Annotated in this window: 26 protein-coding genes; 6 read left to right on the top strand and 20 right to left on the bottom strand. The window is 54.1% G+C overall.

The window, feature by feature from the left end:
• Nucleotides 1–66: 66 nt before the first annotated feature.
• The 3 genes from AC0YNV_RS05230 to AC0YNV_RS05220 all read right to left on the bottom strand — a co-directional run bounded on the left by AC0YNV_RS05230 (nucleotide 67) and on the right by AC0YNV_RS05220 (nucleotide 2474).
• Entirely contained in the window at nucleotides 67–939 is an 873-nt protein-coding gene (locus AC0YNV_RS05230; RefSeq protein ID WP_475766413.1) for a helix-turn-helix domain-containing protein, read from the bottom strand.
• A gap of 65 nt (nucleotides 940–1004) precedes the next feature.
• On the bottom strand, nucleotides 1005–1862 hold the full coding sequence (ant(6), locus tag AC0YNV_RS05225) for an aminoglycoside 6-adenylyltransferase (protein WP_475766411.1): 858 nt from the start codon (nucleotides 1860–1862) through the stop codon (nucleotides 1005–1007).
• 30 nt (nucleotides 1863–1892) lie between these two features.
• Complete coding sequence (locus tag AC0YNV_RS05220) at nucleotides 1893–2474, bottom strand: GNAT family N-acetyltransferase (RefSeq protein ID WP_475766409.1); 582 nt, start codon at nucleotides 2472–2474, stop codon at nucleotides 1893–1895.
• A 163-nt stretch (nucleotides 2475–2637) separates the two neighbouring features.
• Here AC0YNV_RS05220 and AC0YNV_RS05215 point away from each other — a divergent pair, with 163 nt between their 5' ends.
• A complete protein-coding gene (locus tag AC0YNV_RS05215) occupies nucleotides 2638–3135 on the top strand; it encodes a DUF2243 domain-containing protein (RefSeq protein ID WP_475766408.1) in 498 nt (165 codons plus the stop codon).
• A 16-nt stretch (nucleotides 3136–3151) separates the two neighbouring features.
• Nucleotides 3152–3925, top strand: a complete 774-nt coding sequence (locus AC0YNV_RS05210) for a cytochrome c oxidase assembly protein (RefSeq protein WP_475767303.1) — start codon at nucleotides 3152–3154, stop codon at nucleotides 3923–3925.
• Between the two features lie 264 nt (nucleotides 3926–4189).
• On the opposite strand, the gene AC0YNV_RS05205 is transcribed toward AC0YNV_RS05210, so the two are convergent.
• Nucleotides 4190–4393, bottom strand: a complete 204-nt coding sequence (locus tag AC0YNV_RS05205; protein WP_475766406.1) for a hypothetical protein — start codon at nucleotides 4391–4393, stop codon at nucleotides 4190–4192.
• 447 nt (nucleotides 4394–4840) lie between these two features.
• Between AC0YNV_RS05205 and AC0YNV_RS05200 the strand changes: the two genes are divergently transcribed.
• From AC0YNV_RS05200 to AC0YNV_RS05190, 3 genes are all read left to right on the top strand, one after another.
• Nucleotides 4841–5725 carry a DUF4183 domain-containing protein gene (locus AC0YNV_RS05200; protein ID WP_475766404.1) on the top strand — a complete coding sequence of 295 codons (885 nt, stop codon included), beginning with the start codon at nucleotides 4841–4843 and terminating at the stop codon, nucleotides 5723–5725.
• 87 nt (nucleotides 5726–5812) lie between these two features.
• A complete protein-coding gene (locus AC0YNV_RS05195; protein WP_475766402.1) occupies nucleotides 5813–6097 on the top strand; it encodes a DUF4183 domain-containing protein in 285 nt (94 codons plus the stop codon).
• Between the two features lie 87 nt (nucleotides 6098–6184).
• Nucleotides 6185–6616: a hypothetical protein gene (locus tag AC0YNV_RS05190; protein WP_475766401.1), complete on the top strand. Its 432-nt coding sequence runs from the start codon at nucleotides 6185–6187 to the stop codon at nucleotides 6614–6616.
• 306 nt (nucleotides 6617–6922) lie between these two features.
• Here AC0YNV_RS05190 and AC0YNV_RS05185 read toward each other — a convergent pair whose 3' ends face one another.
• The 16 genes from AC0YNV_RS05185 to AC0YNV_RS05110 form a co-directional block, all read right to left on the bottom strand.
• Entirely contained in the window at nucleotides 6923–7798 is an 876-nt protein-coding gene (locus tag AC0YNV_RS05185) for a PHP domain-containing protein (RefSeq protein WP_475766399.1), read from the bottom strand.
• Nucleotides 7799–7818: 20 nt separating this feature from the next.
• Nucleotides 7819–8790, bottom strand: a complete 972-nt coding sequence (locus AC0YNV_RS05180) for a sugar phosphate isomerase/epimerase family protein (protein WP_475766398.1) — start codon at nucleotides 8788–8790, stop codon at nucleotides 7819–7821.
• 12 nt (nucleotides 8791–8802) lie between these two features.
• Complete coding sequence (locus AC0YNV_RS05175; protein WP_475766396.1) at nucleotides 8803–9993, bottom strand: alpha-D-ribose 1-methylphosphonate 5-triphosphate diphosphatase; 1191 nt, start codon at nucleotides 9991–9993, stop codon at nucleotides 8803–8805.
• A 97-nt stretch (nucleotides 9994–10090) separates the two neighbouring features.
• The gene (phnL, locus tag AC0YNV_RS05170; RefSeq protein ID WP_475766394.1) at nucleotides 10091–10822 is read right to left on the bottom strand and encodes a phosphonate C-P lyase system protein PhnL; all 732 of its coding nucleotides are present in this window, start codon (nucleotides 10820–10822) and stop codon (nucleotides 10091–10093) included.
• 15 nt (nucleotides 10823–10837) lie between these two features.
• Complete coding sequence (locus tag AC0YNV_RS05165; RefSeq protein ID WP_446686459.1) at nucleotides 10838–11728, bottom strand: ATP-binding cassette domain-containing protein; 891 nt, start codon at nucleotides 11726–11728, stop codon at nucleotides 10838–10840.
• The gene (locus AC0YNV_RS05160) at nucleotides 11706–12590 is read right to left on the bottom strand and encodes an alpha-D-ribose 1-methylphosphonate 5-phosphate C-P-lyase PhnJ (protein ID WP_475766393.1); all 885 of its coding nucleotides are present in this window, start codon (nucleotides 12588–12590) and stop codon (nucleotides 11706–11708) included. Before AC0YNV_RS05160 ends, AC0YNV_RS05165 begins: the two co-directional genes overlap by 23 nt.
• A complete protein-coding gene (locus tag AC0YNV_RS05155) occupies nucleotides 12553–13710 on the bottom strand; it encodes a carbon-phosphorus lyase complex subunit PhnI (RefSeq protein WP_475766391.1) in 1158 nt (385 codons plus the stop codon). Before AC0YNV_RS05155 ends, AC0YNV_RS05160 begins: the two co-directional genes overlap by 38 nt.
• A 31-nt stretch (nucleotides 13711–13741) precedes the next feature.
• Complete coding sequence (gene phnH / locus AC0YNV_RS05150) at nucleotides 13742–14362, bottom strand: phosphonate C-P lyase system protein PhnH (protein WP_475766390.1); 621 nt, start codon at nucleotides 14360–14362, stop codon at nucleotides 13742–13744.
• The gene (gene phnG, locus AC0YNV_RS05145) at nucleotides 14346–14786 is read right to left on the bottom strand and encodes a phosphonate C-P lyase system protein PhnG (RefSeq protein WP_475766388.1); all 441 of its coding nucleotides are present in this window, start codon (nucleotides 14784–14786) and stop codon (nucleotides 14346–14348) included. The genes phnH and phnG overlap by 17 nt, the downstream gene beginning before the upstream one ends.
• A gap of 17 nt (nucleotides 14787–14803) precedes the next feature.
• Nucleotides 14804–15640 (bottom strand): phosphonate ABC transporter, permease protein PhnE, encoded by an 837-nt coding sequence (gene phnE, locus AC0YNV_RS05140; RefSeq protein WP_475766386.1) that lies wholly within the window; start codon nucleotides 15638–15640, stop codon nucleotides 14804–14806.
• A complete protein-coding gene (gene phnE, locus AC0YNV_RS05135) occupies nucleotides 15637–16425 on the bottom strand; it encodes a phosphonate ABC transporter, permease protein PhnE (protein WP_475766385.1) in 789 nt (262 codons plus the stop codon). Before phnE (AC0YNV_RS05135) ends, phnE (AC0YNV_RS05140) begins: the two co-directional genes overlap by 4 nt.
• Nucleotides 16400–17188 carry a phosphonate ABC transporter ATP-binding protein gene (phnC, locus tag AC0YNV_RS05130; RefSeq protein ID WP_475766383.1) on the bottom strand — a complete coding sequence of 263 codons (789 nt, stop codon included), beginning with the start codon at nucleotides 17186–17188 and terminating at the stop codon, nucleotides 16400–16402. Before phnC ends, phnE (AC0YNV_RS05135) begins: the two co-directional genes overlap by 26 nt.
• Nucleotides 17189–17297: 109 nt before the next feature.
• On the bottom strand, nucleotides 17298–18266 hold the full coding sequence (gene phnD / locus AC0YNV_RS05125; protein ID WP_379113640.1) for a phosphate/phosphite/phosphonate ABC transporter substrate-binding protein: 969 nt from the start codon (nucleotides 18264–18266) through the stop codon (nucleotides 17298–17300).
• A gap of 33 nt (nucleotides 18267–18299) precedes the next feature.
• Nucleotides 18300–19034 carry a phosphonate metabolism transcriptional regulator PhnF gene (gene phnF / locus AC0YNV_RS05120; RefSeq protein ID WP_475766382.1) on the bottom strand — a complete coding sequence of 245 codons (735 nt, stop codon included), beginning with the start codon at nucleotides 19032–19034 and terminating at the stop codon, nucleotides 18300–18302.
• 88 nt (nucleotides 19035–19122) lie between these two features.
• Complete coding sequence (locus AC0YNV_RS05115) at nucleotides 19123–19770, bottom strand: DapH/DapD/GlmU-related protein (protein ID WP_475766381.1); 648 nt, start codon at nucleotides 19768–19770, stop codon at nucleotides 19123–19125.
• A 258-nt stretch (nucleotides 19771–20028) separates the two neighbouring features.
• Nucleotides 20029–20538 carry an N-acetyltransferase family protein gene (locus AC0YNV_RS05110; protein ID WP_475766379.1) on the bottom strand — a complete coding sequence of 170 codons (510 nt, stop codon included), beginning with the start codon at nucleotides 20536–20538 and terminating at the stop codon, nucleotides 20029–20031.
• 155 nt (nucleotides 20539–20693) lie between these two features.
• On the opposite strand from AC0YNV_RS05110, the gene AC0YNV_RS05105 reads away from it, so the two are divergent.
• On the top strand, nucleotides 20694–21848 hold the full coding sequence (locus AC0YNV_RS05105) for an ABC transporter ATP-binding protein (RefSeq protein ID WP_475766378.1): 1155 nt from the start codon (nucleotides 20694–20696) through the stop codon (nucleotides 21846–21848).
• The last annotated feature ends 1 nt before the right edge of the window (nucleotide 21849 follow it).

Raw genomic sequence — 21849 nt, 5'->3', positions numbered from 1 at the left:
TTATCCCCCCCTGCCTCTTTGTTCTCAATGAAGCGGTTCCGCCTCTTATTGTATTTTTTCCTCCTTTTATATGCCTCGCCCGCCCGTATTCCCGTATGGATTCTCCGCCTGCAAACTGCGGACGGATTCACGGTACTCGCCGGGCTGAACCCCATATGCGCGCTTGAACTGCCTGGACAAATATGATGCGTCTGTCATACCGCATTGCGATGCGATGGATTCAAGCGTGGCTTCGGTCCGTTCCAGCAGCTGCCTGGACCGTTTCAACCTCATGTCGCGGAGCATCTGCATCGGCGTCAAGCCGTACCGCTGCCCGAACGCCTTATCCAGATAATTGGGACTGAGACGTACCGCCGCGGCCAGCTCCTCGCGCCCGAGCTTCTCATGCAGCCGGTGCGTCATCAGCCCGATGAGCCGGCCGAACCGGTCCTTCACGGAATCGTAAGCCTCGGGACGCTCCGGACAGCCGGCCCGCTCCCAGCCGGCCAGAATCATCTCTGTCAGCTGCAGCATGCAGGAAGACAGCTTCAGCTCCCAGAACGCCTCATCTTTCTTCTCCCAGATCTGCTGCAGCCGGTGGAACAGCGCTTCGAACCGCCCGGGATCGGACAGGGTGATGACTGGCGCAATCCGGCATAACTGCAGCAAATCCAAATGATGCGAGCAGAAAACAGCAGCCTGCATCCACAAATGAGTCCCTTTTGTCTCCGCTTTCTCCGTAAACGGCAGATCGGGCGGATGGAGCATCACATCTCCCGCGCGCGCCGGATACGATACGCCTCCTGTTCCCGTGATGACGCCGCCTTCCTTGATATAACTGATGATCCAATTGGGAAATTGGCGGTCAATCAAATCCAGATTCGAATAAGAGGCGGTATTGACGGAATAAAGCTTCACAGACCAGGGACCCTGCAGCCATTCCATCCGCTTCATGGACATTGCAAATCAGCTCCATTCTAAACCACCTGCTGAAAAAGGCGGGTAATCCCGTCCATAAATGGTTTTTATCCGTTCAATGAATGATAAATATGTTCAGTATACCTGGTAATGGCTTCATCATAATCCGGATACTTATATCCAAGACTTTCCCCCACGGCTTTTGAGTATTTTCTGAACAACCCGTAACAAGTGAATAAAGACTGCCACATGTTTTGGCAGCCGTTCCCGGAATAAGTGGACAGCAAAGCTTCCCAATCTTCTTTGGGAAGATAACGGTCAATAAATTTATAGTTTTTCCCCACGCTGAAGGAGTAACCTTGCTCCGAACCGATCTGCCAGGACATCATTCTTAACAGATTAGGCCGGGCAATCCCGTTTAAATGGTCAATGGCAAAAAGGATTTCTTTTCGCGCCAATCCTTTTACGACGTAAGTCGAAACCATCCAGAATTCATTACAGCAATCATCAAATTCTCTTGCGGTGGGCTTCTTGATCCAATACTGACGGTCGCTTACGGTCACCTCCATTTTGACAAGACCATCCTTATCAAGCAGGACTTCTGTTAAAGCGTCGCTATTGGTAAAATAATCTTCCGTTTCGTTTATTGGAATGAGGGTCAGATCTAATTTGTTGCCGTCTTCAAAGAGAATGATATACGAAAACCAATTGCCTAATTCTGCGGGAAAAAGCTCCATATCCTCGGGTTTTTGCATCATTGCGCGTTTTCCGAATATATTCAGCCATTGATCATCTTCTTTGAAAGCATCCATATCCGTCACAAAATATGAAATATCATAATCCTGGAAGGTATCGCGTGGAATGTTTTTGTTCGTACGCGATCCTTCCAGCGTCACCAGCCGGATTCTGTTATCATTCGCAGCATAATCAACAAGCATATACATCATTTCTTGTTCACTTCTCATTGAACCCACCCTCCATCGATGACCGGGACTTCAATAAAGGACGTCCTTGTGCTTCCCGGTAAATTCATCCTTCGTCAGTCCGAACAAAAGGACATCCAGGTATTGGCCGTTTGAATAGATGGCCTGCCGCCGGACGCCTTCCTGCGAGCAGCCCAGCTTCGTCATCATTTTGATTGAAGCTTCGTTTCCCTGGAGCACATAATCGTTGAATTTATTCAGCCTTCGTTCGAGAAAAGCATACCGGAGAAGAATGATCAACGCCCTCGTGCCGTAGCCTTTGCCGCGGTGATCCCGGTCAATCTGGATGCCGATACTGAATGTTCCGTTTCTCTCATCGATGCTGTTCAGGTTGATGCCCCCAACATTTTCATTGTTCAAGGTTTCGATCGTAAACATGATACGTTGATTGTCTGGGGAGAAATCGGAGTTGGAATCCGCGAATTTCCTCGCCTCGGCAATCGTCGGCGGCAGCTCGACGGCACACTCAAGCAGACGCCTGGCCGGAGTGTCAAACCGGTTGATGTAATGCCCCTCCCAGTCTTCAGGCTCTATGCCGCGCAATCTGATTTCTTCATCCTGCCAGAAGTAACTTTCATATTGTATTTCCCGCATGGCTTCCTCCGATCATGGATCGTAAATGTAATTTTGTGATTTATACAAAATTCAATATCGAAGCTGCAAACCCTCTTCCCTTTTATGGATAGGTGGATGGATTAAGGGCAATAAAAGAGTATAGGAAAGTAAAATATCGACAATAAAGGAGCTTGTTTACGCCATGTCTAAGGATCCTGCACCGTCAACCCGATCAAAGGATAAAACATATTCGGCGCGTTCTGCCCGTAACTTATGGTCAGGTGTTTTATTCGGTTTTGGCTTTGTCGCTTTTATGGATGAGACTGTATTCCATCAACTCCTCCATTGGCATCATTTTTACGATAAATCGACGACGGGGGTCGGTCTGGTTTCAGACGGTCTCTTTCATGCATTCAGCTGGTTCGCTACGATAGCCTCTTTGTTTATGTTGGCCGATCTCAGGCGGCATCAAGCCTTGCGGGCCAAACGCTGGTGGGGCGGCGTGTTTCTGGGTGCGGGGATTTTCCAACTCTATGATGGACTGATTCAGCACAAACTTATGAAACTGCATCAGATTCGGTATAACGTTGACATTATTCCTTACGATTTGACATGGAACATCATTGCCGCGCTGTTGATAGTAACCGGCATTCTGCTTATTGTCCGAACAAGAAACGCCTCCCTTGCTCCGGAGGGATGATGCTAATATGTACAATATGATCGAACATCATAAGCAAATCGGAGATTTTCCGTATAAACCGATGCTCTTCGCCTTGATTTTTTTCGCCATTACGATCCTGTATATCGGAGCTGTTGTTGTTTCCAATCGCCATTTCCGCAAATGGCCGAGGTACCGTATTTATTGCTGGTGTGCGGGTGTCTGGTGTGCAGCCTTGGCTATTATCGGACCTTTGGCTGATCGCGGGCATACGGATTTTACGGCACATATGACGGGTCATCTGCTCTTGGGCATGCTGGCTCCCTTGCTTATGGTACTGGCCGCTCCCGCTGCATTGGTACTGCGTTCATTAAAAATATCGTCAGCCCGGCGGTTCTCCCGTATATTGAAAAGCCGGTTTATGCATTTTTTTATGCATCCTTTTACTGCTTCCCTCCTCGACATTGGAGGACTATGGGTGCTTTATACAACCGGCTTGTACGAAGCCATGCATAAAAACATGCTTATTAATATAGCCGTACATATCCATGTTTTTCTGGCCGGTTATCTGTTTACCGCGTCGATTATTTATATGAATCCCGTTTCTCATCGTTTCAGCTTTAAATACCGGGCAGCCGTACTGATTATGGCGTTTGCCGGACATAGTATACTATCGAAAATCATATATGCTTCCCCTCAGGAGGGAGTGCCGATTGAGCAGGTCAAAAATGGTGCGCAATTCATGTATTTCGGCGGCGACGCCATCGAATTAATGATGATCACGATTTTTTGCTATCAGTGGTATAAAGGAGCCGTTCTCCGAAATCAATGAAATGGCTGCCCTGTCCCCCCGCAGCAATGGCTGCCGGCAAGAAATCTCCGCAGCCATCAGAAGGCTCTATTAAGCTTCTGTTCTCACTTGGGGCTTCCCTTTACTCGTCCATTTTCACAACCGATTTGATAAAGCCTTCCGGCTTCGTTCTTATCGCTTCGAAGGCTTGATCGACCTCGTCCAGCCCGTAAACATGGGTAACCAAATCCCTCATGTTCAGCTTGCCGCCAGCAATAAGCTTGAGTCCCGCTTCCATCTGCCTGATCAGGACCTGGCCCTGCGTTCATGCGCATTAATAACGGTAATTGCCTTCCAATTCCATAATTCCATATTCACATTGCGCATTCCGCCATGCCCCTGATGATAGCCAACAACGGAGAGCACGCCATGTTCGGCTGTCATGTCTCCCGCCAGCTGCTGAAGGATGCGGCCACAATATGAAGCAAAGGATACAGAACCACGATTCATTCCCCCCTTATTCCACGGAACGTTTCAAAACAGGATGGTGCATTGATGAAACATGGCGCGATTCAAAATGAGAGCCGGCAATCGTTGCGATCCATGTTGAAGACGCTTTCAATAACGGCAGGCCAGTCATTCTCTACGGGCATCCTCCCTTTCGAACTCTCATTTGATAAATGACGGATTGCTTTCATTCTATAATCTTTCTAATTAAAATTCTTCTATAACTTTGATGCAACTTATGGTATTTTGATATCTCTCTTCAGGTACGCAAGTCCAATAAATGAATAAAGAAAGTTAGGATCTGTTAGGTGGATGTACATCCCTTTATTCCGCAAATGACATAGTATAAAAATATGTGGGAGTTTTAGCCAGTTCTGGATTCGAATCAAGGACATGAATGGAATTTTAATTCGAGGAGTCATCAAGATCCTTTAGGGAGGTGCCCTGAAATTGAAGTCCAAAATCTTCACTCCGAAAAGAACAGGAAAAAATAAGGTTTTCATCATGACGCCAATCACAGGCAGGACAACTTCACAGCAAAAGGTTCTTCCCAATTCTCACAAATGGATGGATGATCATAGCTCCGTTACCGCTCATCTCATAAAGAAAAAAAAAGAACGCAAAAAAGCTGTTGCAAAAAGGAAGAGAAGAAATTCTGCAAGTACATCATGCCCAAGGCTGTCAGGAAAATCGCGATCACCCAAAGCCTCCAGAGCTACAAAAGTCAGCTGGACTTCCGGGTCAGTCAAGCATCAGGGGCTTCCTGGACTTCAAGGATCTCCCGGGCTTCAGGGCCTTCAAGGACCCCAGGGGCTTCAAGGACTTCAAGGACTTCAAGGACCTCAGGGACTTCAGGGACTTCAAGGACCTTCGGGGCTTCAGGGGTCGCCTGGGCTTCAAGGATCTCCTGGACTTCAGGGTTCGCCTGGACTTCAAGGGCCGCCAGGACTTCAAGGAACGCCAGGAATTCAGGGGCCGCCTGGACCTCAAGGGGCAACCGGGCCTCAGGGACTTCCCGGGTCGGGAACTATTCCAACTGTCACGATAACTCCGCTCGTTGAGCGATATCTTTATATTGTGCAGTCGGATACTGATCTTCCAGCCATTTTTCCAGCTGCTCTGTTCATAAACGACAATCAGGAGCCCGTGACGGCACTTGTTGAAGCGGGTCAAAATGGATACGCTAACCTCTACATCAACGGCCTCACCCAGGAAAGCAGTATGTATAATGCAAACAATATAGGTTTGCGTATAGAAGGGGATAATCAGACGATTTTTGCAGGTACGCCCATCCTTCTTGAAATCATTCGCTTCTTTGCCCAGGTAATCTCTTAAAATCAAGCAGATCCCCCTTATCATTAGCACTTCCTTTTATTCTACCTCCAGCATTTACTGATAGCGGTGATGATGGAGGTGATAGAGATGCCAATTACAAAACCATTTATGGCGGCAAGAAGATTCAGTGCCACAATAGGAGATGGAACCGGAGTAGGCGCGGCCTACAATATTCTGGCAACGGCCACTATTGATGACGCCGGTGTTGCTGCAACAGCTTTCCCAACCGCACCAGCCTATTACAATCTTTATATCAACGCGCAGATTCAAACAGCTGACACTTCAAGCGTTACCATTACTGCGATCACCATTCCGGACGGAGACACCCTTGATCCTGCGACACCTGTAGTAATCGAATTTGTTGTAAACTAATCTTTTGTGATGACGTGATGCCGACAATTCTTGCTTCCCGGGATTGTCGGCATTGTCATTTCAAACGCAGAAAGGAAGTGAATCTAATTGCCGATCATATCCCCTATCTTCTCAATCATTTCCGGATTTATCTTTAATGTAAGTGCGCAAACAGTTCCTATAGAAAGCGATGTTATTTTTGACACTAATGGAATTCTTAATCCTGTCATTGCCCATACCCCCGGAACCTCTCAGATTACAGTTACAAGTCCCGGCAGCTACGAGATTACTTTTTCCGTATCCGGCGTGGAACCCAACCAATTCGGACTCTTCCTGAATGGCGCTCCGGTTGCGGGAACCGTGTATGGTTCAGGTGCCGGTACTCAGCTGAACTTCGGGCAAGCTCTGATCGCACTCATTGCCGGCGATGTTCTTACTCTGCGGAATCATAGTTCATCTGCTGCGGTAACCCTTCAGACATTGGCCGGCGGCACGCAAACAAACGTGAACGCTTCTGTCGTGATCAAAAGATTAAGTTAACCGTCCAATATGAATAGTCATACAGGCATGACAGCCCAATTCGTTGCTGATATATACTTACGCATTCTTCGTCCAGGAGCGCAGTGTCTGCGTCACGTCGGATCAAGAGGAAATAACAAAAAAGTATGAAGCTCTGAAAAAGATTGTTGACTCTATCGCTGGGGGGGGAAAGAATATTATCTCGAAGGATGCATTCCTGGGGAACACAAAAATCACGGGTATGATATTGCCTCAACCCACCGCGAAAATCAACAAACAGGAAGGCATGATTGCTCCCTCCTGTTTGAACGTATCGTATGCGACTTTCTAGCGAACCTTATTCAGCTGCACTTGTCCGCGCAGCGCCGCCATACATTCCGGACCCGCGTCGATGCTGCCAAGCGGCCATCCCGAATCGCCGTAGCCGCCATGAAAATCCGCTCCGCCGGTGACAATCAAACCATGCTCGGCAGCAGCATGAAGCGCCCTGCCCCGGTCCTCCACGTTGTGCGAAGGATGATAGACCTCGATGCCCTGCAGGCCGCAGTCAACCCAGCCGGGGATCGCCTCGAAATTGCCCAGCTGGCCCGGATGAGCGAGCACCGGCACCCCGCCCGCCTCCAGCACGGCGCGGATCGCGTCCCGCGCATCGACGTAGCGCATCGGCATGTAGGCAATGCCGGGCTCACCCCGCTCGCCGCGGGAGAACAGCTTGCGGTACAGGTCGCCGAACAGCTCGTCCGCATAGCCCAGATCCACCAGCGCATTCATAATATGCTGCTTGTAGACGGACGATCCGTCCGCCGCATAACGGCGGACGCCCTCCCACGAGATGCGGTAGCCCGCAGCGGCCAGTCTTTGCGTCATCTCCTGGGACAACCGGCTGCGCAGCTCCACGGTCGGAGCGCACAGCTGAGCGAGCGAAGAATGCTCAGGCTGGACGAACAGGCCGAGAATATGAGCCCGCCGCTTGCGGTCGAAGTCGTAGGCGGATATTTCAATGCCCGGCACGATCTCCACGCCAAGCTCCGCGCCAAGACGAAGCGCGGCCGGAACGGCGGCCGTCGTATCATGGTCGGTGATCGCAAGTGTCGCGACCCCCGCTTCCGCAGCCTGCCGGACCACTTCCTCCACGGAAAATGTATTATCCGAGGCGTTGGTGTGGCAGTGCAGGTCGGTTATACCCGTCGTTGCCTTCATCATAAGCGATTCACAGTCTCCTTTCAGCCGATTGCCGTATTGCGGTCCGGCATTTGCTCCGTCTGGGGCAGCATCCGCTCCATCCGTCCGATCAGCTGCGGCCATTCCTGTTCATACACTTCGCGCACCTCATGCATCAGGAAGCCCTTGAAGTACGGAGCCAGATGCGACGCAATTTCACGGAAAGGGACCTCGCCGCTGCCGATCGGCATATGCATATCGCCGCGGCCATGCGGAATCAGATCGTACTGGTTCTTCTCCAGCGAGAAATTCGGCTCTCCGAAGTTGTCGTGGACATGCAGATGGAATACGTAAGGCGCCATCGCCTCAAGCTCCTTCTGCCGGTCAAGCCCATACATCCGTTCTGCCAGCAGCAGATGTCCCGTGTCCAACGTAAGACCGACGCTGGCATGATCGATAAGCTTCATCTGCTCGGCCAGCAGTGCAGGCCGCACCGCATAGCAATAATGCGGGCAATCCAGATACGGCCGCATATTTTCCATCCCGATTCTCACGCCGTTCGAGCGGGCCAGGTCGCCGGCAATCCGCAGCTCCTCCCGCTCCCGCTCCAGCAGCAGCTCCTGCTCCCCCGCTGTATACGCCGGCCATTCATGCCGGTATACCAGCTCTTCCTCGCCGACGAAGCGGGCGGGATGATAGGCCATCGCCGAAGCTCCCAGAGCGCCGCTGATCTCAATCGCGGCATGCAGCACCTGCCGCTCCTTGAGCAGCTCGCCCCTGCGGAACAAATTAATTTCAAACGGGGCATGGGTTGTAACCTGCAGGGAGAATTGCCTGAACAGCCGGACATAACGGTCCAATCTGTCTGTATTGAGCCGGCCGTTGACGATAATGTTCATTCCATGAATGGGCACCTCAACGGCCCCGAAGCCGAGCTCCTGAATTTTCGCCAGCTTTGCCTCCAAACGGTCCGGAGCGTTCACCGTATCATTGGACAGCAGGCTGACGCCCATCGCTTCTATATGCATCTTCATGCACTTCCTTCCCTACAGTGAAGAGACTGCCAGTCCCTGGCGATAAGACATCTGACACACAATATTGCCCTCGACAAACACCTTCTCAATCATCGGACGGTCGCGGTGCAGACCAACAAGCAGAATATCCGCCGACTTGCCCGGCTCAAGCGATCCGGTCGAGCTGTCGATGCCAAGCGCGACGGCCGGATTGCGCGAAACCAGATTGACGGCGTAAGGCAGCTCATAGCCCAGGCTGTGAAGCAGAAAGACCGACTGCAGCAGCGATGGCGGATAATAGTCCGAGCACAGCATATCGACCACGCCTTCACGGATCGCATCAAGCGCCGACAGATTGTTGCTGTGGGAACGGCCAAGCAGTACATTAGGCGCTCCCATGACAACATGCAGGCCGCGGCGCTTCGCTTCCACCGCTACTTCCAGCGTGATCGGGAACTCGCTGATCGTCGCTCCCCAGCCTGCAACGCGGTCCAGCTTCTCCAGCGTGTCGTCATCGTGGGAAGCGAGCGGAATACCCTGGCTGCGGGCCAAATCAGCCAGCCGCTGCAAATCCGCAGGATCGGCTTTGGGGAATTTTTTTCTCTCCTCCAGCTGGCGGAGCACTTCCTCCTCGGTCTTGTTCTGCTTGCCCATGATATATTTGACCTGAATGTCAGGCTGGCGGTATTGCCCCTGACCAGGCGTATGATCCATGAAGGACAGCTGCTCGATCTCCCCGTTGTTCAGAAACTCCTCTACGAAGGGAACACCGGCCAGATTCGTCATTTCGTAACGCACGTGGATGCAGTGCCGGAGCATATGCTTCTCCTCGCGCAGCTCGCGTATATTACGGATATATTGCTGGACGCTGGCATTCTTCCGCGCTTCGTTATTGCGCTCGTCGCCCCATAGGCTGAACGAATGGTAAATCGTCGTCACGCCTTGTCCGGCCAGCTTGCGTTCCAGCTCATAAAATGAGATGTCTACGGGCAGACAGCTCGTCGGACGGGGAAAGATTTCATGCTCGATGGCATCGCTGTGCGAGTCAATCATGCCGGGAAGCACCCACAGCCCCGTGGCGTCGACATCTCCCGGCAGCGGCAGAGCTCCCGAGCCGGCACGCACCTCGGTGATCGTATCATCCTCGATTGTGATGGTGCCTCCATGAATGACACCCTGCGGCGTCACGATGTTTCCGCCGTAAATCCGTTGCGTTCGCTTCATTGCCAGATCTCCTCTCCAGAGTCAGTCGGTTTCACGTACGGCTAGCCGTAACGGCAAGGGTATAAACTCCACCCTCCCCGCCAAGGCAGCGGGGCTTCTACTCCGCCCCGGCAGCCGCGGTTACCGCATCCGGCACGGCGTCATCGCCAGCGGATCGGCTAATATCCAGAATGTTATCGGCCACCTGCTCCATAACATCCCAATCGTGAAAAATACCGACCATCGTCGTGCCTTCCTGCTTCATTGCCTGCAGCATCTCTATAACCGCCGAAGTGGTCTCGCGGTCAAGTGAAGCGGTTGGCTCGTCGAGGATCATCAGCCGCGGCCGGACGATAAATGCCCGCGCCAGATTGACCCGCTGCTGCTCGCCGCCGCTGAAGGTGGCGGGAAAAGCCTGCCACAGCTTCTGCGGGATGCGAAGCCGCTCCAGCATCTGTTCCGCTTCCTTGCGGGCGTCGGTCTGCGACCAGCCAAGAGGGAGCAGCTTCTCCGCGACCACGTCAAGCGCGGGAACGCGGGGAATGACCTTGAGAAATTGCGAGACATAGCCAAGCTCGCGCTCGCGCAGCCGGATCATTGTCCGGTCGTCGGCCTGCGCCAGATCGATGCGGCCTTCCTGCAGCGAGTCGTACCAGATTTGGCCGGAGCTTGGAACATATGTGCGGTATATGCATTTGAGAATCGTTGATTTGCCGACGCCGCTCGGACCGGCAATGCCAAGAAAACGGCTCTGGCGGACATTGAACGACAATTCCCGGATCGGATAGACCTTGCCGACTTGCGAGACATGAAGCTCGAAGGACTTGGTCAGGTTGATAACCTCCAGCATCTGTGATGCCCTCCCTTACAGCAAGGAATGAACCAGCAGCTGCGTGTACGGATGCTGCGGGTCCTCCAAAATTTGATCAGTCAAGCCCATTTCGATCATTCTTCCCTGACGCAGCACCATCGTCCGGTCCGCCAGCATGCGGATAACGCCCAGATCATGCGAGACGACAATCATGGCGACCTTCAGCTCGCGGCGCAGGCTGCGGATCAGATCGAGCACGCGCGCCTGAACGGACAGGTCGAGTCCCGTTGTTACTTCATCAAGCAGCAGCAATGGCGGGTTATTCGCCAGCGCCTTGGAAATCTGCACGCGCTGCTGCATCCCGCCGCTGAAATGCTTCGGCGGCTCGTCCATCCGGCCAAGCGGAATTTCCACCCGTCCAAGCAGCTCGGCAGCCCGCTCGCGAATTTTGCCGACGTGGAAATAGTCGGCGGCAAACAGCTTCTCAGCGATATTGCCGGAGCTGGAGTAGTTCATACGCAGCCCGAGATATGGGTTCTGATAGACCATGCCCATAACATGGTTGCGGATATAACGCTTCTGCTGCGCCGATTCAGTCAGCAGATTGGCTTCCCCGCGCTTATAGGAATCCACGAACATCTCCCCGGATGTCGCATCCTCATCGAAGTAGAGGCTGCGCACCATCGTGCTCTTGCCCGAGCCGCTCTCTCCGACAACCCCGAGAATTTCTCCTGGATACAGGTCGAAATTAAGATCGATGCAGGCCATGACCGAGCCGCAATGCTCGCAGCGGTTGCTCTTGTCTTCAGGGCCTGCGTCCCTGCAGCGGTCACAGCCGCTTCCGAACCGTTTATTCATATTCCGCACCCGCAGCATCGGCCGCTCACTGGCGGCGGCGATTGCATCAGTGTCCTGATTCATTTCAAGCGTGGATGGAAGCGGCATGGGATCCCCTTCTTTCTATCGTTTTCCGGCAAAATGCCGTATCCGAGCATTGGTGCAGAATCTGCCCTGTCGCGCCGTCCGTCACCTCGTCGAGGAAGGAATGAACGCTGCCGCAGCGGCAGCATGCTTTGCCCGCGAAGCTCTCGACCTCGAATGGATAGTCCTCGAATTGCAGCGGTACGACATTCGTATAAGGCGGCACGGCATAAATCTTCTTCTCCCGGCCCGCTCCGAGCAAAGTCAGATGCTCGGCCTGGTGCAGCTTCGGATTGTCCCAGCGCGGAATCGGGCTGGGGGCCATAATATAGCGGTCATGCACGAGTACGGGATAATCGGCGCCGAGCGTAATGCTGCCCCACTTGACGACGCTCTCGTACAGCGTCAGCCAGATCGCGCTGTAATCCATCTCCGCATGCAGCCTGCGGGTGAGCTGTTCTTTCCGCTCCACCTTGCGCAGCGGCTCCGGCTGCGGCACCTGCAGCACCAGCACCTGACCGTTCTTCAGCTTTTCCTCGGGTACGCGGTGGCGCGATTGAATGAGCGTCGCCTCCTCCGTATCCTCGGTTGTTGCGATATCGCTCGTATCCTCGATTAATTTGCGTATGCTGACGGCATTGACGCTGTCGTCGTTGCCTTGATCAATAACCTTGACAGTATCGCCCCGGCCGATCAACGACAGCGTCAGCTGCAGCCCGCCGGTGCCCCAGCCCCGGCCGATCGGCAGCTCGCGGGATGCGAACGGCACCTGGTAGCCGGGAATGGCGACTGCCTTCAGCGTCTTGCGGCGGATTTCGCGCTTCGAGCCTTCGTCCAGAAAAGCAAAATTATACTTCGACGGCTGCTTTATGCTCTGTTTTTCCATCTTCGACCTCCGTACTCTTCGTTGACGTTGGATTCTCATTCTGAGCCTTGCGGATCCGGTCCAGCGACGACTGGAAGGTGATGTAATGCGGAAGCTTCAGATGCGATACGAAGCCAGTTGATTCCAGGCTGTCGATATGCGTAAGGACGAATTCCTCGTCCTGAGTCGGCGAGGTGCCTTCCGTCTCCAGACTGCGCTCCAGAATCGACATGGAGATCGCCTTCAGCTCGTTTTGTCCCAGAACCAGTCCGTAGCCCATCACAAAATGAATTTCACCGGTATCCGCGTTTTGCTTGAAGGAATTGATCGACTCGACCTCGGTTACCATCATTTCGCCCAGATACAGGCTGTCATCCGGATCGCCTGCCCCGTATGGATGGGCAATTGTCACCTCGGCGTAACCGACGCGCAGCTCGCCGATCGTCGGATGCACCGCGCCATAACCGCGCATCGAGCTGTAAGCGAGCGCCGTCATCGCCCCCGTCTCGCCGCGGGCCAGCATCTGCAGCCTCGCCGAGCGCGTAGCAGGAAGGATCACCTTCCGCCTCGTAATATCGAATGGCTCGCTGTCGCGACGCTCCTTCATCTCCGGCATCAGCCCCTGCTCGCGGAGCAGATCGGCGACCTTGCGGAAGGTCGGCACCTCGGTCAGACGTTCTCTGGTCTCCGATTGCACGAAATCCTCGAGAAACGCTTGAATATCCTCGGCACTCTCCTGCCGCAGCGTGAAATTAAGCAGCCGGTGCGTATAATCGTAGGTCGGTCCAAGCACCTGTCCGCCGGGCAAATCCCGGAACGACGAGGAAATACGGCGGATAACCCGCATCTCCGACGTGTCCGTCACACGCGACACATGATTGCGCGCAAGAGTGGACCGGTACGCCCTGAGCAGAAATACCGCCTCGGCGGGATCGCCTTCCGCCTGCTTGAGCGCAAGCGCCGCGTATTCCGGCGCATACAGACCGGCTTCGCCCATGATCCGGTCGATCAAGAGGCGCATCTGCTTCTCAATCATGCCGAGAGCCAGCGCGGTCTCCGATTCCTTCAGCCGGTAATAATGATTCAACTCATTTGCTTTCTCGATTGCTTCTCTTCCGCCCGTTACTGCAACATAAGCCATGTGGTCTCAACCTCCCATATCGGAACTTTCCTTATATGACTTTCGTCGTCCGCGGCAGCGCGGCAAGCTTGCCCGATTCCGTGTACAGCACCACGTCGGCTCCAAGCGGGTACTCGTCATTCCACAGCCGGCGCTGCTCCAGCCACTCTGCTGCAAGCCCGGCGGCAAGCATCTTCCGTTCTCCCGGCACGCCAGGTCCGGACAGCGTAAGCACCTGCATATCGGCGGCATGCCCGTTTCCTTCATCCTCCGCCAGTTCATCCACCTGCAGAAACAGTGTGGCTCCATGCTCCGGCTCCAGAAGCGTGCCGAGCATGACATGGGCTGTCCAGTCAGGCAGCGCACCGCGTCCGTCAGCGAATAGGTAATCGGCTTCGGCAGGCAGCACCGCCCTTGCAAAAGTATGCATGCGGATAAAAGCGCTCGATTGCTGCGCGTCGTCATTGTCCACCGCGAAGCGCACCTCGCTGTCCAGCAATGTCAGCGCGAGCGCAGCGAGCATGCGGCTGCCGGGCTTCAGCTCCGCCTCGCCGGCCGTCAGCCGCGCGGCCTTCTTCACCTTGCCGGGTTCGGCAAATGCGTCCAGCAGCTCGCGGTACAGCTGCTGCGTATCATGAACGGGATCGAACAGCGTCTCATTTTGCGCGATCATACGATTCCTCCATCGTCTCAAATTGCACCTTCGTGGCCATGGCCAGCTCCTGCTCGCGCAGCCGGCGGTCCAATAGCGCCCGCTCCTCTTCCAGCAGCAGCGCCTCCCAGCCTTCCGTTTCCGGCAGCTGCTTGTTGAACGCCGCATCCACGATCGCCAGATCATAAGCCAGCTCAGGGCGGTCGCCCATCAGAATACCGTAGCCGAACGTACCCTCGATCGACACCGTGCATTCCGTCACCAGCACCTCTGTCAGGTAAAACGGCTCCTGCGAGACCGAATCGCGCGCTTTGGCCAGCACCAGGCTGTTCTCCGGCGTCTTCACGACGGCAACCGCGTAGCGCTCCTCCACGGACTTAGCCAGCTTCTCCGGCAGCTGCGCCGAGCCCTCGATCAAAATGCGGGTGATTTGTGATTTTTTCATGCCTGCTCCCCACTCTCCTACTTGACGTTCAGTTTCATCCGATTGCTCAGCCATTCCACGCTGAATACCATCACGAAGATGACCAGCGCCGCAAAAAAGGTTTTGTCGAATTCGTACATCCGCATCGCATTGGCGATTTCAAAGCCGATCCCGCCGGCTCCCACCGCTCCAAGAATCGTCGACTCCCCGATATCGATTTCCAGCCGGAACACGCTCCACGCCACGAACGAAGTCGCAACACTCGGCAGAATGCCCTGGGCGATGATTTGCAGCTTCCCCGCTCCTGTCGCCTCAAGCGCCTCGATGACGCCGGGATTGACCTCTTCGATCGACTGCGCGAACATTTTCACCAGCATCCCGACCGCATGGGTCCCGATTGCCAGAATGCCCGGGAGCGGTCCCATGCCAACGGCGACGATGTACAGGAGCGCCCAGACCAGCGTCGGAATCGCCCGGATGAGCGAGGCCGCGCCCTTGACCGCCCACGCTGTGCGCGGCGACACATTGGCCGCTGCGGCAAAAGACAGGAAGAACGCCAGAACGACTGCGAGCGCCGTACCGACCAGCGCAATCTCCAGCGACTCCAACGCCGCTGCGAGTACATAATTCCAGTCTGCCGCGTTGGGCGGGAACATTTGGCCAAGAAGCGAGAACAGCTTGCCCGTCCCATGCATCAGCAGCGAGTAGTCGAAATTCATCTGCACCAGACAGAAGACGAAGAACACTGCGCCGAACACTGCCGCCGCTACCAGCACGGGATCGCGTTTCTTGCGCGTTGGCTTGCTTTCCTGCTGCGAAGCCAGCCGTCCTTCCCGTTCCAGCAGCTTCGGTCCTGTCACATATTCCGTATTCATATGATCCTCTCCCTGATTTTACTGGTCACAAATTCCGTACCGGCCACAAGAAGCAGCACCAGGATGATAGCCAGACTCACTTCCTTGAACTGAAACAGCTTCAGTCCCTTCTGAATGACAAAGCCCAGTCCGCCGCCCCCAACCATGCCGATGATCGTCGAGGACCGCACGTTAAGCTCCAGCTTGTACAGCGACCAGGCGATGAAACCGGGGAAAAACTGCGGAAATACCGCCTGCGACAGCACTTGAAAATACGAGGCGCCCGTCGCGCGCACCGCCTCCACCTGGCCCATATCGATCTCTTCCAGGATTTCGGCGTAGGCCCTCGTCAGCGTGCCGATAGCCGTAATAATAAGCGCCATTGTGCCTACGAGCGTACCCAGCCCGTAGGCGGCGACAAGCACGATGGCCCAGATCAAAGTCGGAATATTGCGCATGACCGAGGCGAAAGCCCGCGTCGCCACCTGAATGCCGCGATGCGGCGAAGTCGTCTGCGCAGCCAGAAAAGCGAGCACAAGCGAGATTACCGCACCGATAACCATGCCGATATAGCTCATATATATCGTATCGAGCGCAGGACCGAGCAGTTCATGCAGTGTCGAAAGATCAGGCGGCAAAAAGTCGTTGAAAACGAACTTGAACATTTCGCCGATCCCTTCGAACAGCGTAAACGCTGTAAATTGGGTGCGCACGGCCGAGCCGATCACAAGCACCAGACCAATAGCGAGGGCTATCAGCGTCTGCAGCTTCTTTTGGCGTCTAAGCTCGAGCAAGCGCTTCTCCATCCTGCTCCCTCCGATCCGGCGCAGCGCCGTAAATGCGGTGAATCACATCCTCCGTCAGTGCGGAAGGAGCACCGTCGAACACGACCTCGCCCTTGTGGATGCCGATAATTCTTGTCGCGTAATCGCGGGCGATCTCTACCTGATGGAGGTTTACGATACAGGTGATGCCGTCCTCCCGGCAAATCGCGCTCAGATGCTCCATGATCGTCTTGGACGTCACCGGATCAAGGCTTGCAATCGGCTCGTCGGCCAATATAAGCTGCGGCTTCTGCGACAGCGCCCGGGCGATGCCGACCCGCTGCTGCTGTCCGCCGCTAAGCTCGTCGGCCCGCTTGTAGATCTGTTGCGACAGGCCGAGCCGGTGCAGAATCGCTTTGGCATCCTCCACGTCCTTCCTGGAGAAGAGGCCAAGCGATCCGCTGACCGCGTTCATATAGCCGAGCCGTCCGTGCAGCACATTGCGCAGCACCGTAACCCGCTCGATCAGATTGTAGCCTTGAAAGATCATTCCCGTCTGGCGCCGCAAATTACGCACCTGCCGGCGGGTTGCCCCGGCGGCGTCGATATCCTGGAACCGGATCGCGCCCCCGCTTGGCTTGACCAGCCGGTTGATGCAGCGCAGCAGCGTGCTTTTGCCGGCGCCGCTTGGACCGATAATGGCCACGAACTCTCCACTGCTTACGGAGAAGCTGACGCTCTTCAGCGCGGCCGTTCCGTCCGCATATACCTTGCTCAGCTCTTTGATTTCCAGTAAAGAAGACATTCTTTCGCACACCGCCCTTTTTTAAAAGCCCAGATCGATCAAGCCAAGCCGTCAAATCTGAACCTTTTTAAAGTGAGACTAAATTCCGCCGCCAAGCCCAGACCTCATCTTATTTCAGCAGCTCTTCAGGGCTCATATTCAGCGCCTTTGCCGTATCCTTGACAACCTGGTAGTCCGAGTCATCCACCGGGAAATAGGCAGTGGTGTTGCTGTCCTTGAAGAAATCCGGATTCTGTTTGTCATAGCCGAACACAAAGTCTTTGATCTTCTGCACCAGATCAGCCGGCAGATCGCCGCGATACGCAAGCGGAGAGCCTGGAATCGGATCGGATGTCCCGATGACGCGGTAGTCCGTCGCCTTGACCAAGCCTGCGTCGACAACGCGTTGAATACAGGTATCGCATACGCCAGCGCCATCGGCTTGTCCTTTGGCAATGGCAATAATCGATTTGTCGTGACCACCGGAGAACGATACATTGGAGAAATAGGATTCAACCTGATCATTGGTAATGCCAAGCTCTTTAATCATCATCATCCGCGGGAACAGATGGCCCGAGGTCGATGCCGCGTCGGCAAACAGGAACGTCTTGCCTTTCAGATCCGCGATTGACTTTGCCGGGGAATTAGCGGGAACCACGATCTGGCTGTGATAGAACGCTGATTCCTTGCTGAGAGCCTTCACGGCGAATGGAATCGCGCCGCTGCGCTCGGCGGCAATGATGTACGAGAACGGGCCGAATCCGGCGATATCGATTTTTTTCGTGCGCATCGCTTCAATAACCGCCGTGTAATCCTCGCCCACATACAGCTCCGTCTTGATGCCTAGCGCTTTGCCCATATCCTCGGCAAACTGCTTGTTGCCCCGCGACAATTTGCCTTCTTCCTCGCCGGGGAGCACGCCCAGACGAAGTACCTCCGGCCAGTCCTTCTTGCTGTCTTCTGCAGCAGGCGCCGCGTTCTGACCGCCGCTGTTTGCAGCATCTGCCGTGGAATCGGCCTTGCCGCAGCCGGCAATCATCAATAAAATGGACGTAATTGTCAGAATAGTCAGAAAAATATTCGTATAACGCTTTTTCACTTTATAAGCACCTCCGAATTTTTGGACCAATTCTTACTCTTCAAACTGTATCGATACCTTGCATAAATCGCCGCGATATTTGGCGGAGGTCAATTCGACCCGGCGGCCGTGCTGATCTCTCATGACGCTTTCGATATGAAGGATGCTTGTGTTGGGCGAAATTTGCAGCATGCCGGCTTCAGCCAAGGTCGGGTTCCCCGAATGGAATGAGGAGCAAATGCGGAAAAGCTGCATGCCATACTGCTGCTCCAGCAAGTAATACAAAGAAGTCATATTGGCGAGCGTCTCCAGCAGCTCCGGGAAATAAGCGGCCGGCAGCCATGTTTCATTCCATGAGAGCGGCACATCGTCCGCAAGCCGCAATATTTGCAAGCGGTATACCGGATCTCCCTCCTGCAGATCAAGTCCCTCGGCAACAACCGCCGGTGCTGCCATCCATTCGCGGTTCAGCAGCTGCGCTTCCGGACGGCGGCCAAGCTGGCGGATAACGTCGGAGAAGCGCATCGCCGGAGTAATCGTATATTGAATATCCAGCGGTTTCTCGCACAGGAAGTAGCCTTTTCCCTGATGCGGACGCAGGACTCCGGTATGAACGAGCAGATCAAGCGACTGGCGGATCGTATAACGGTTGGCGCGGAATCTCTTGCAGAGCACCTGCTCGGAAGGCATCCTGCCCTCTTCGCGGTATTGGCCGGCCTGAATTTCCGCGAACAGCTTGTCGGCAATGATCTGGTATTCGGGAACCTGCTGCTTAACGAATCGTTGCATGATTGGCGTTTCACCTCCTTTTGATACGACTTGTTTCATTGAACCTAACTTGTAAACATCATGTGAATGTTAAATGTTTATATCGTTTTTATGAAGATGCATATTTTCCGAGAAATTGTTCGAGGTCATAAAAGTCGGCAAAGCGCTCCTCCAGCTGTTCTCTAGTCCAGTCCCACCAGGCGATTCGCTCCAATTTTTCAACAATTTCCTTCGGAAAACGCTCGCGGATAGGCTTGGCGGGAACGCCCGCAACAATTGTGAACGCCGGTACATCCTTCGTCACAACCGCCCCCGATCCGACCACTGCGCCATTGCCGATGGTGACGCCGGGCATGATCGTGGCGCCGTGGCCGATCCACACATCATGGCCAATATGGACAGGATGCGAGCGGCGCCAGTCGAAGAACTGCTCGTCGTCCGTCTCGGCGAAGCCGTAGGAAACGCGGCGGTAGGTCGCATGGTGCAGCGTAACGCGCCACATCGGATGGTTGCCCGGATTGATGCAGACATGGGAGGCGATATTACAGAATTTGCCGATTTCGGCGTAATGGATAATCGCCTCATCTACGCAGTAGCTGTAGTCATCCATCGTGCTCTCCATCATGCGGCTTCTTGCGCCGACAGCTGTCCACTCTCCCAGACGGCTGCGCTGGACGACCGCTGTCTCATCGATAACCGGCTCCGGGGACAATGGCTTGCGCTTGCGCGCTTCTTGATTAATGTAAGTAAGCGTCATAGCTGTTTCTCTCCTCTCATTCCGTCCTGTAATCAAGCTTATCTTGTCGATATGTAGCGCGTGTTAAGGTTTGCTTAAGTTCATGTAAGGGTCTATGAAAATGGAAAAGACTTCTTTTTTCCTTTTTCGGGAGAATGGCACTTCATTTCCCAGCTCTGAAAATCATTATTTTCGAAGCAAAAGACGCGGACCACAGGGGATCCGCGTCTTTTGCCAACTGTCATTTCCAATCTCTTTGTTCTTGTCAGTTTATCCGGATCAATGGCCGTCAAATTTGATCACCATCAAATCCTCATCCCAATATTGCCCCTTCCATTTTGAGGCATTCCTTTCCGTTCCGTATGTATCAAATCCTATTGATTCATACATCCTTTTTGCCTGCGTATTGGATGAATTCACGGTTAAATTAACTTGCTCCAGACCGTCGCAGTTTTTCGCCTTTCTAAGTAGTTCGTTCACCAAGGCCTTGCCGATTCCTTGCCCGCGATATTCAGGCGAGACATACATCGCGTAAACATTTCCCTTATGGGCTGTTTTTATATGGCTTTCCCGCACAAAGGTGACAACCCCGATCAGATTGTGATTCTTAAATGCGCCCAACGTAAATATGCCATCCGCAGCCTGAAGCCTTTGCCGGGTTTGTTCAATGGGCTTTTCTCCCTCGATTTCATATGTGGTTAAAAATGATTCCGGACTTTCCACTAAGGAATTGAGCCTCAGCTCACGGTAGATTTCTGCATCTGCTGGCTCCAGCACCCGAATTTCCATTATCCATAACTCCCTCACCATGTTGTTTGCAACCATTATACAGCATGATTTGGCGCCTCAAAATGAAATTCGGAGCCGTTTAATCTGAATGTAAGGATTCCGGGTAAAAATATACGGAAATGGAAATGCTAAATTTTAGGAAAGGTGGGAACAGCATGATTATTCTGAAAAATATTCACAAGGTATACGACGATGATTTTCAAGCCCTCAAAAATATTAATCTGGAGTTTCAAAAAGGAGAAATTTCGGTTCTGATCGGTCCGAGCGGCTGCGGCAAATCGACGACGATGAAGCTGATCAACCGCCTCATCGCCCCTTCCAGCGGCTCGGTGCTGATCAACGGGCAGGATGTAAAGGGAATTGATCCCGTGCAGCTGCGCCGCAGTATCGGATATGTCATCCAGAGCATCGGGCTGTTCCCGCATATGACGATAGGCAGGAATGTTGCCGTCGTCCCCCGGCTGAATAAATGGGACACCGCTAGAATCAACCGGCGTGTGGATGAGCTTCTTGAGCTTGTCGGGCTGCCGCCGGAAGTGTACCGGGAACGCTACCCGTCGGAGCTGAGCGGCGGGCAGCAGCAGCGGATCGGCGTTATCCGCGCGCTCGCTGCCGATCCCGACGTCATTCTGATGGATGAGCCGTTCAGCGCGCTCGACCCGATCAGCCGCGAGCAGCTGCAGGACGAGCTCGTCCGGCTCCAGCAGGAGCTGCACAAGACGATTATTTTTGTCACGCATGATATGGATGAAGCGATTAAAATAGCCGATACCATCGTTCTGATGAAGGATGGCGAAGTGGTTCAGACCGGCAAGCCGGAAGCCATTCTCCGCCATCCGGCAAACGACTTCGTCCGTTCCTTTATCGGCCAAAAGCGGCTCCAAGCCGAGAGTATGAATGAAATCCCGCTTGTCGACGAGGTGATGGTCACAAGACCGGTGACGGCGCTGCCCAAACGCGGGCTGGCCGAAGCCATCACCGTGATGGAACGGCGCAGGGTTGACTCCCTCTTTATCGTGGACAGGGATAACCGGCTGCAGGGCATTGTCTCCATTTACCGCGTGCTCGATCAATACGGCGAGGAGAACAAGACAGTGTCCGATGTCATGCAGCCTGTGCTGTACTCTGTCCGTACGGGAACTCCGCTGCCCGCTGCCGTCGAGCTGCTCAGCCGTCACCAGCTGTCCAACCTTGCGGTTGTGGACGAAAACAACCGTTTGGCGGGCCTGATCACAAGGGGCAGCGTCGTGCGCCATCTGGCTGACGGTTATCTTCAGGAAGCCGCCGAATCGCCGCTAGAGGAGGTATAAC

The sequence above is a fragment of the Paenibacillus sp. JT31N11 genome (assembly GCF_056269285.1).
This window is presented reverse-complemented; position numbering and strand designations above follow the sequence as displayed.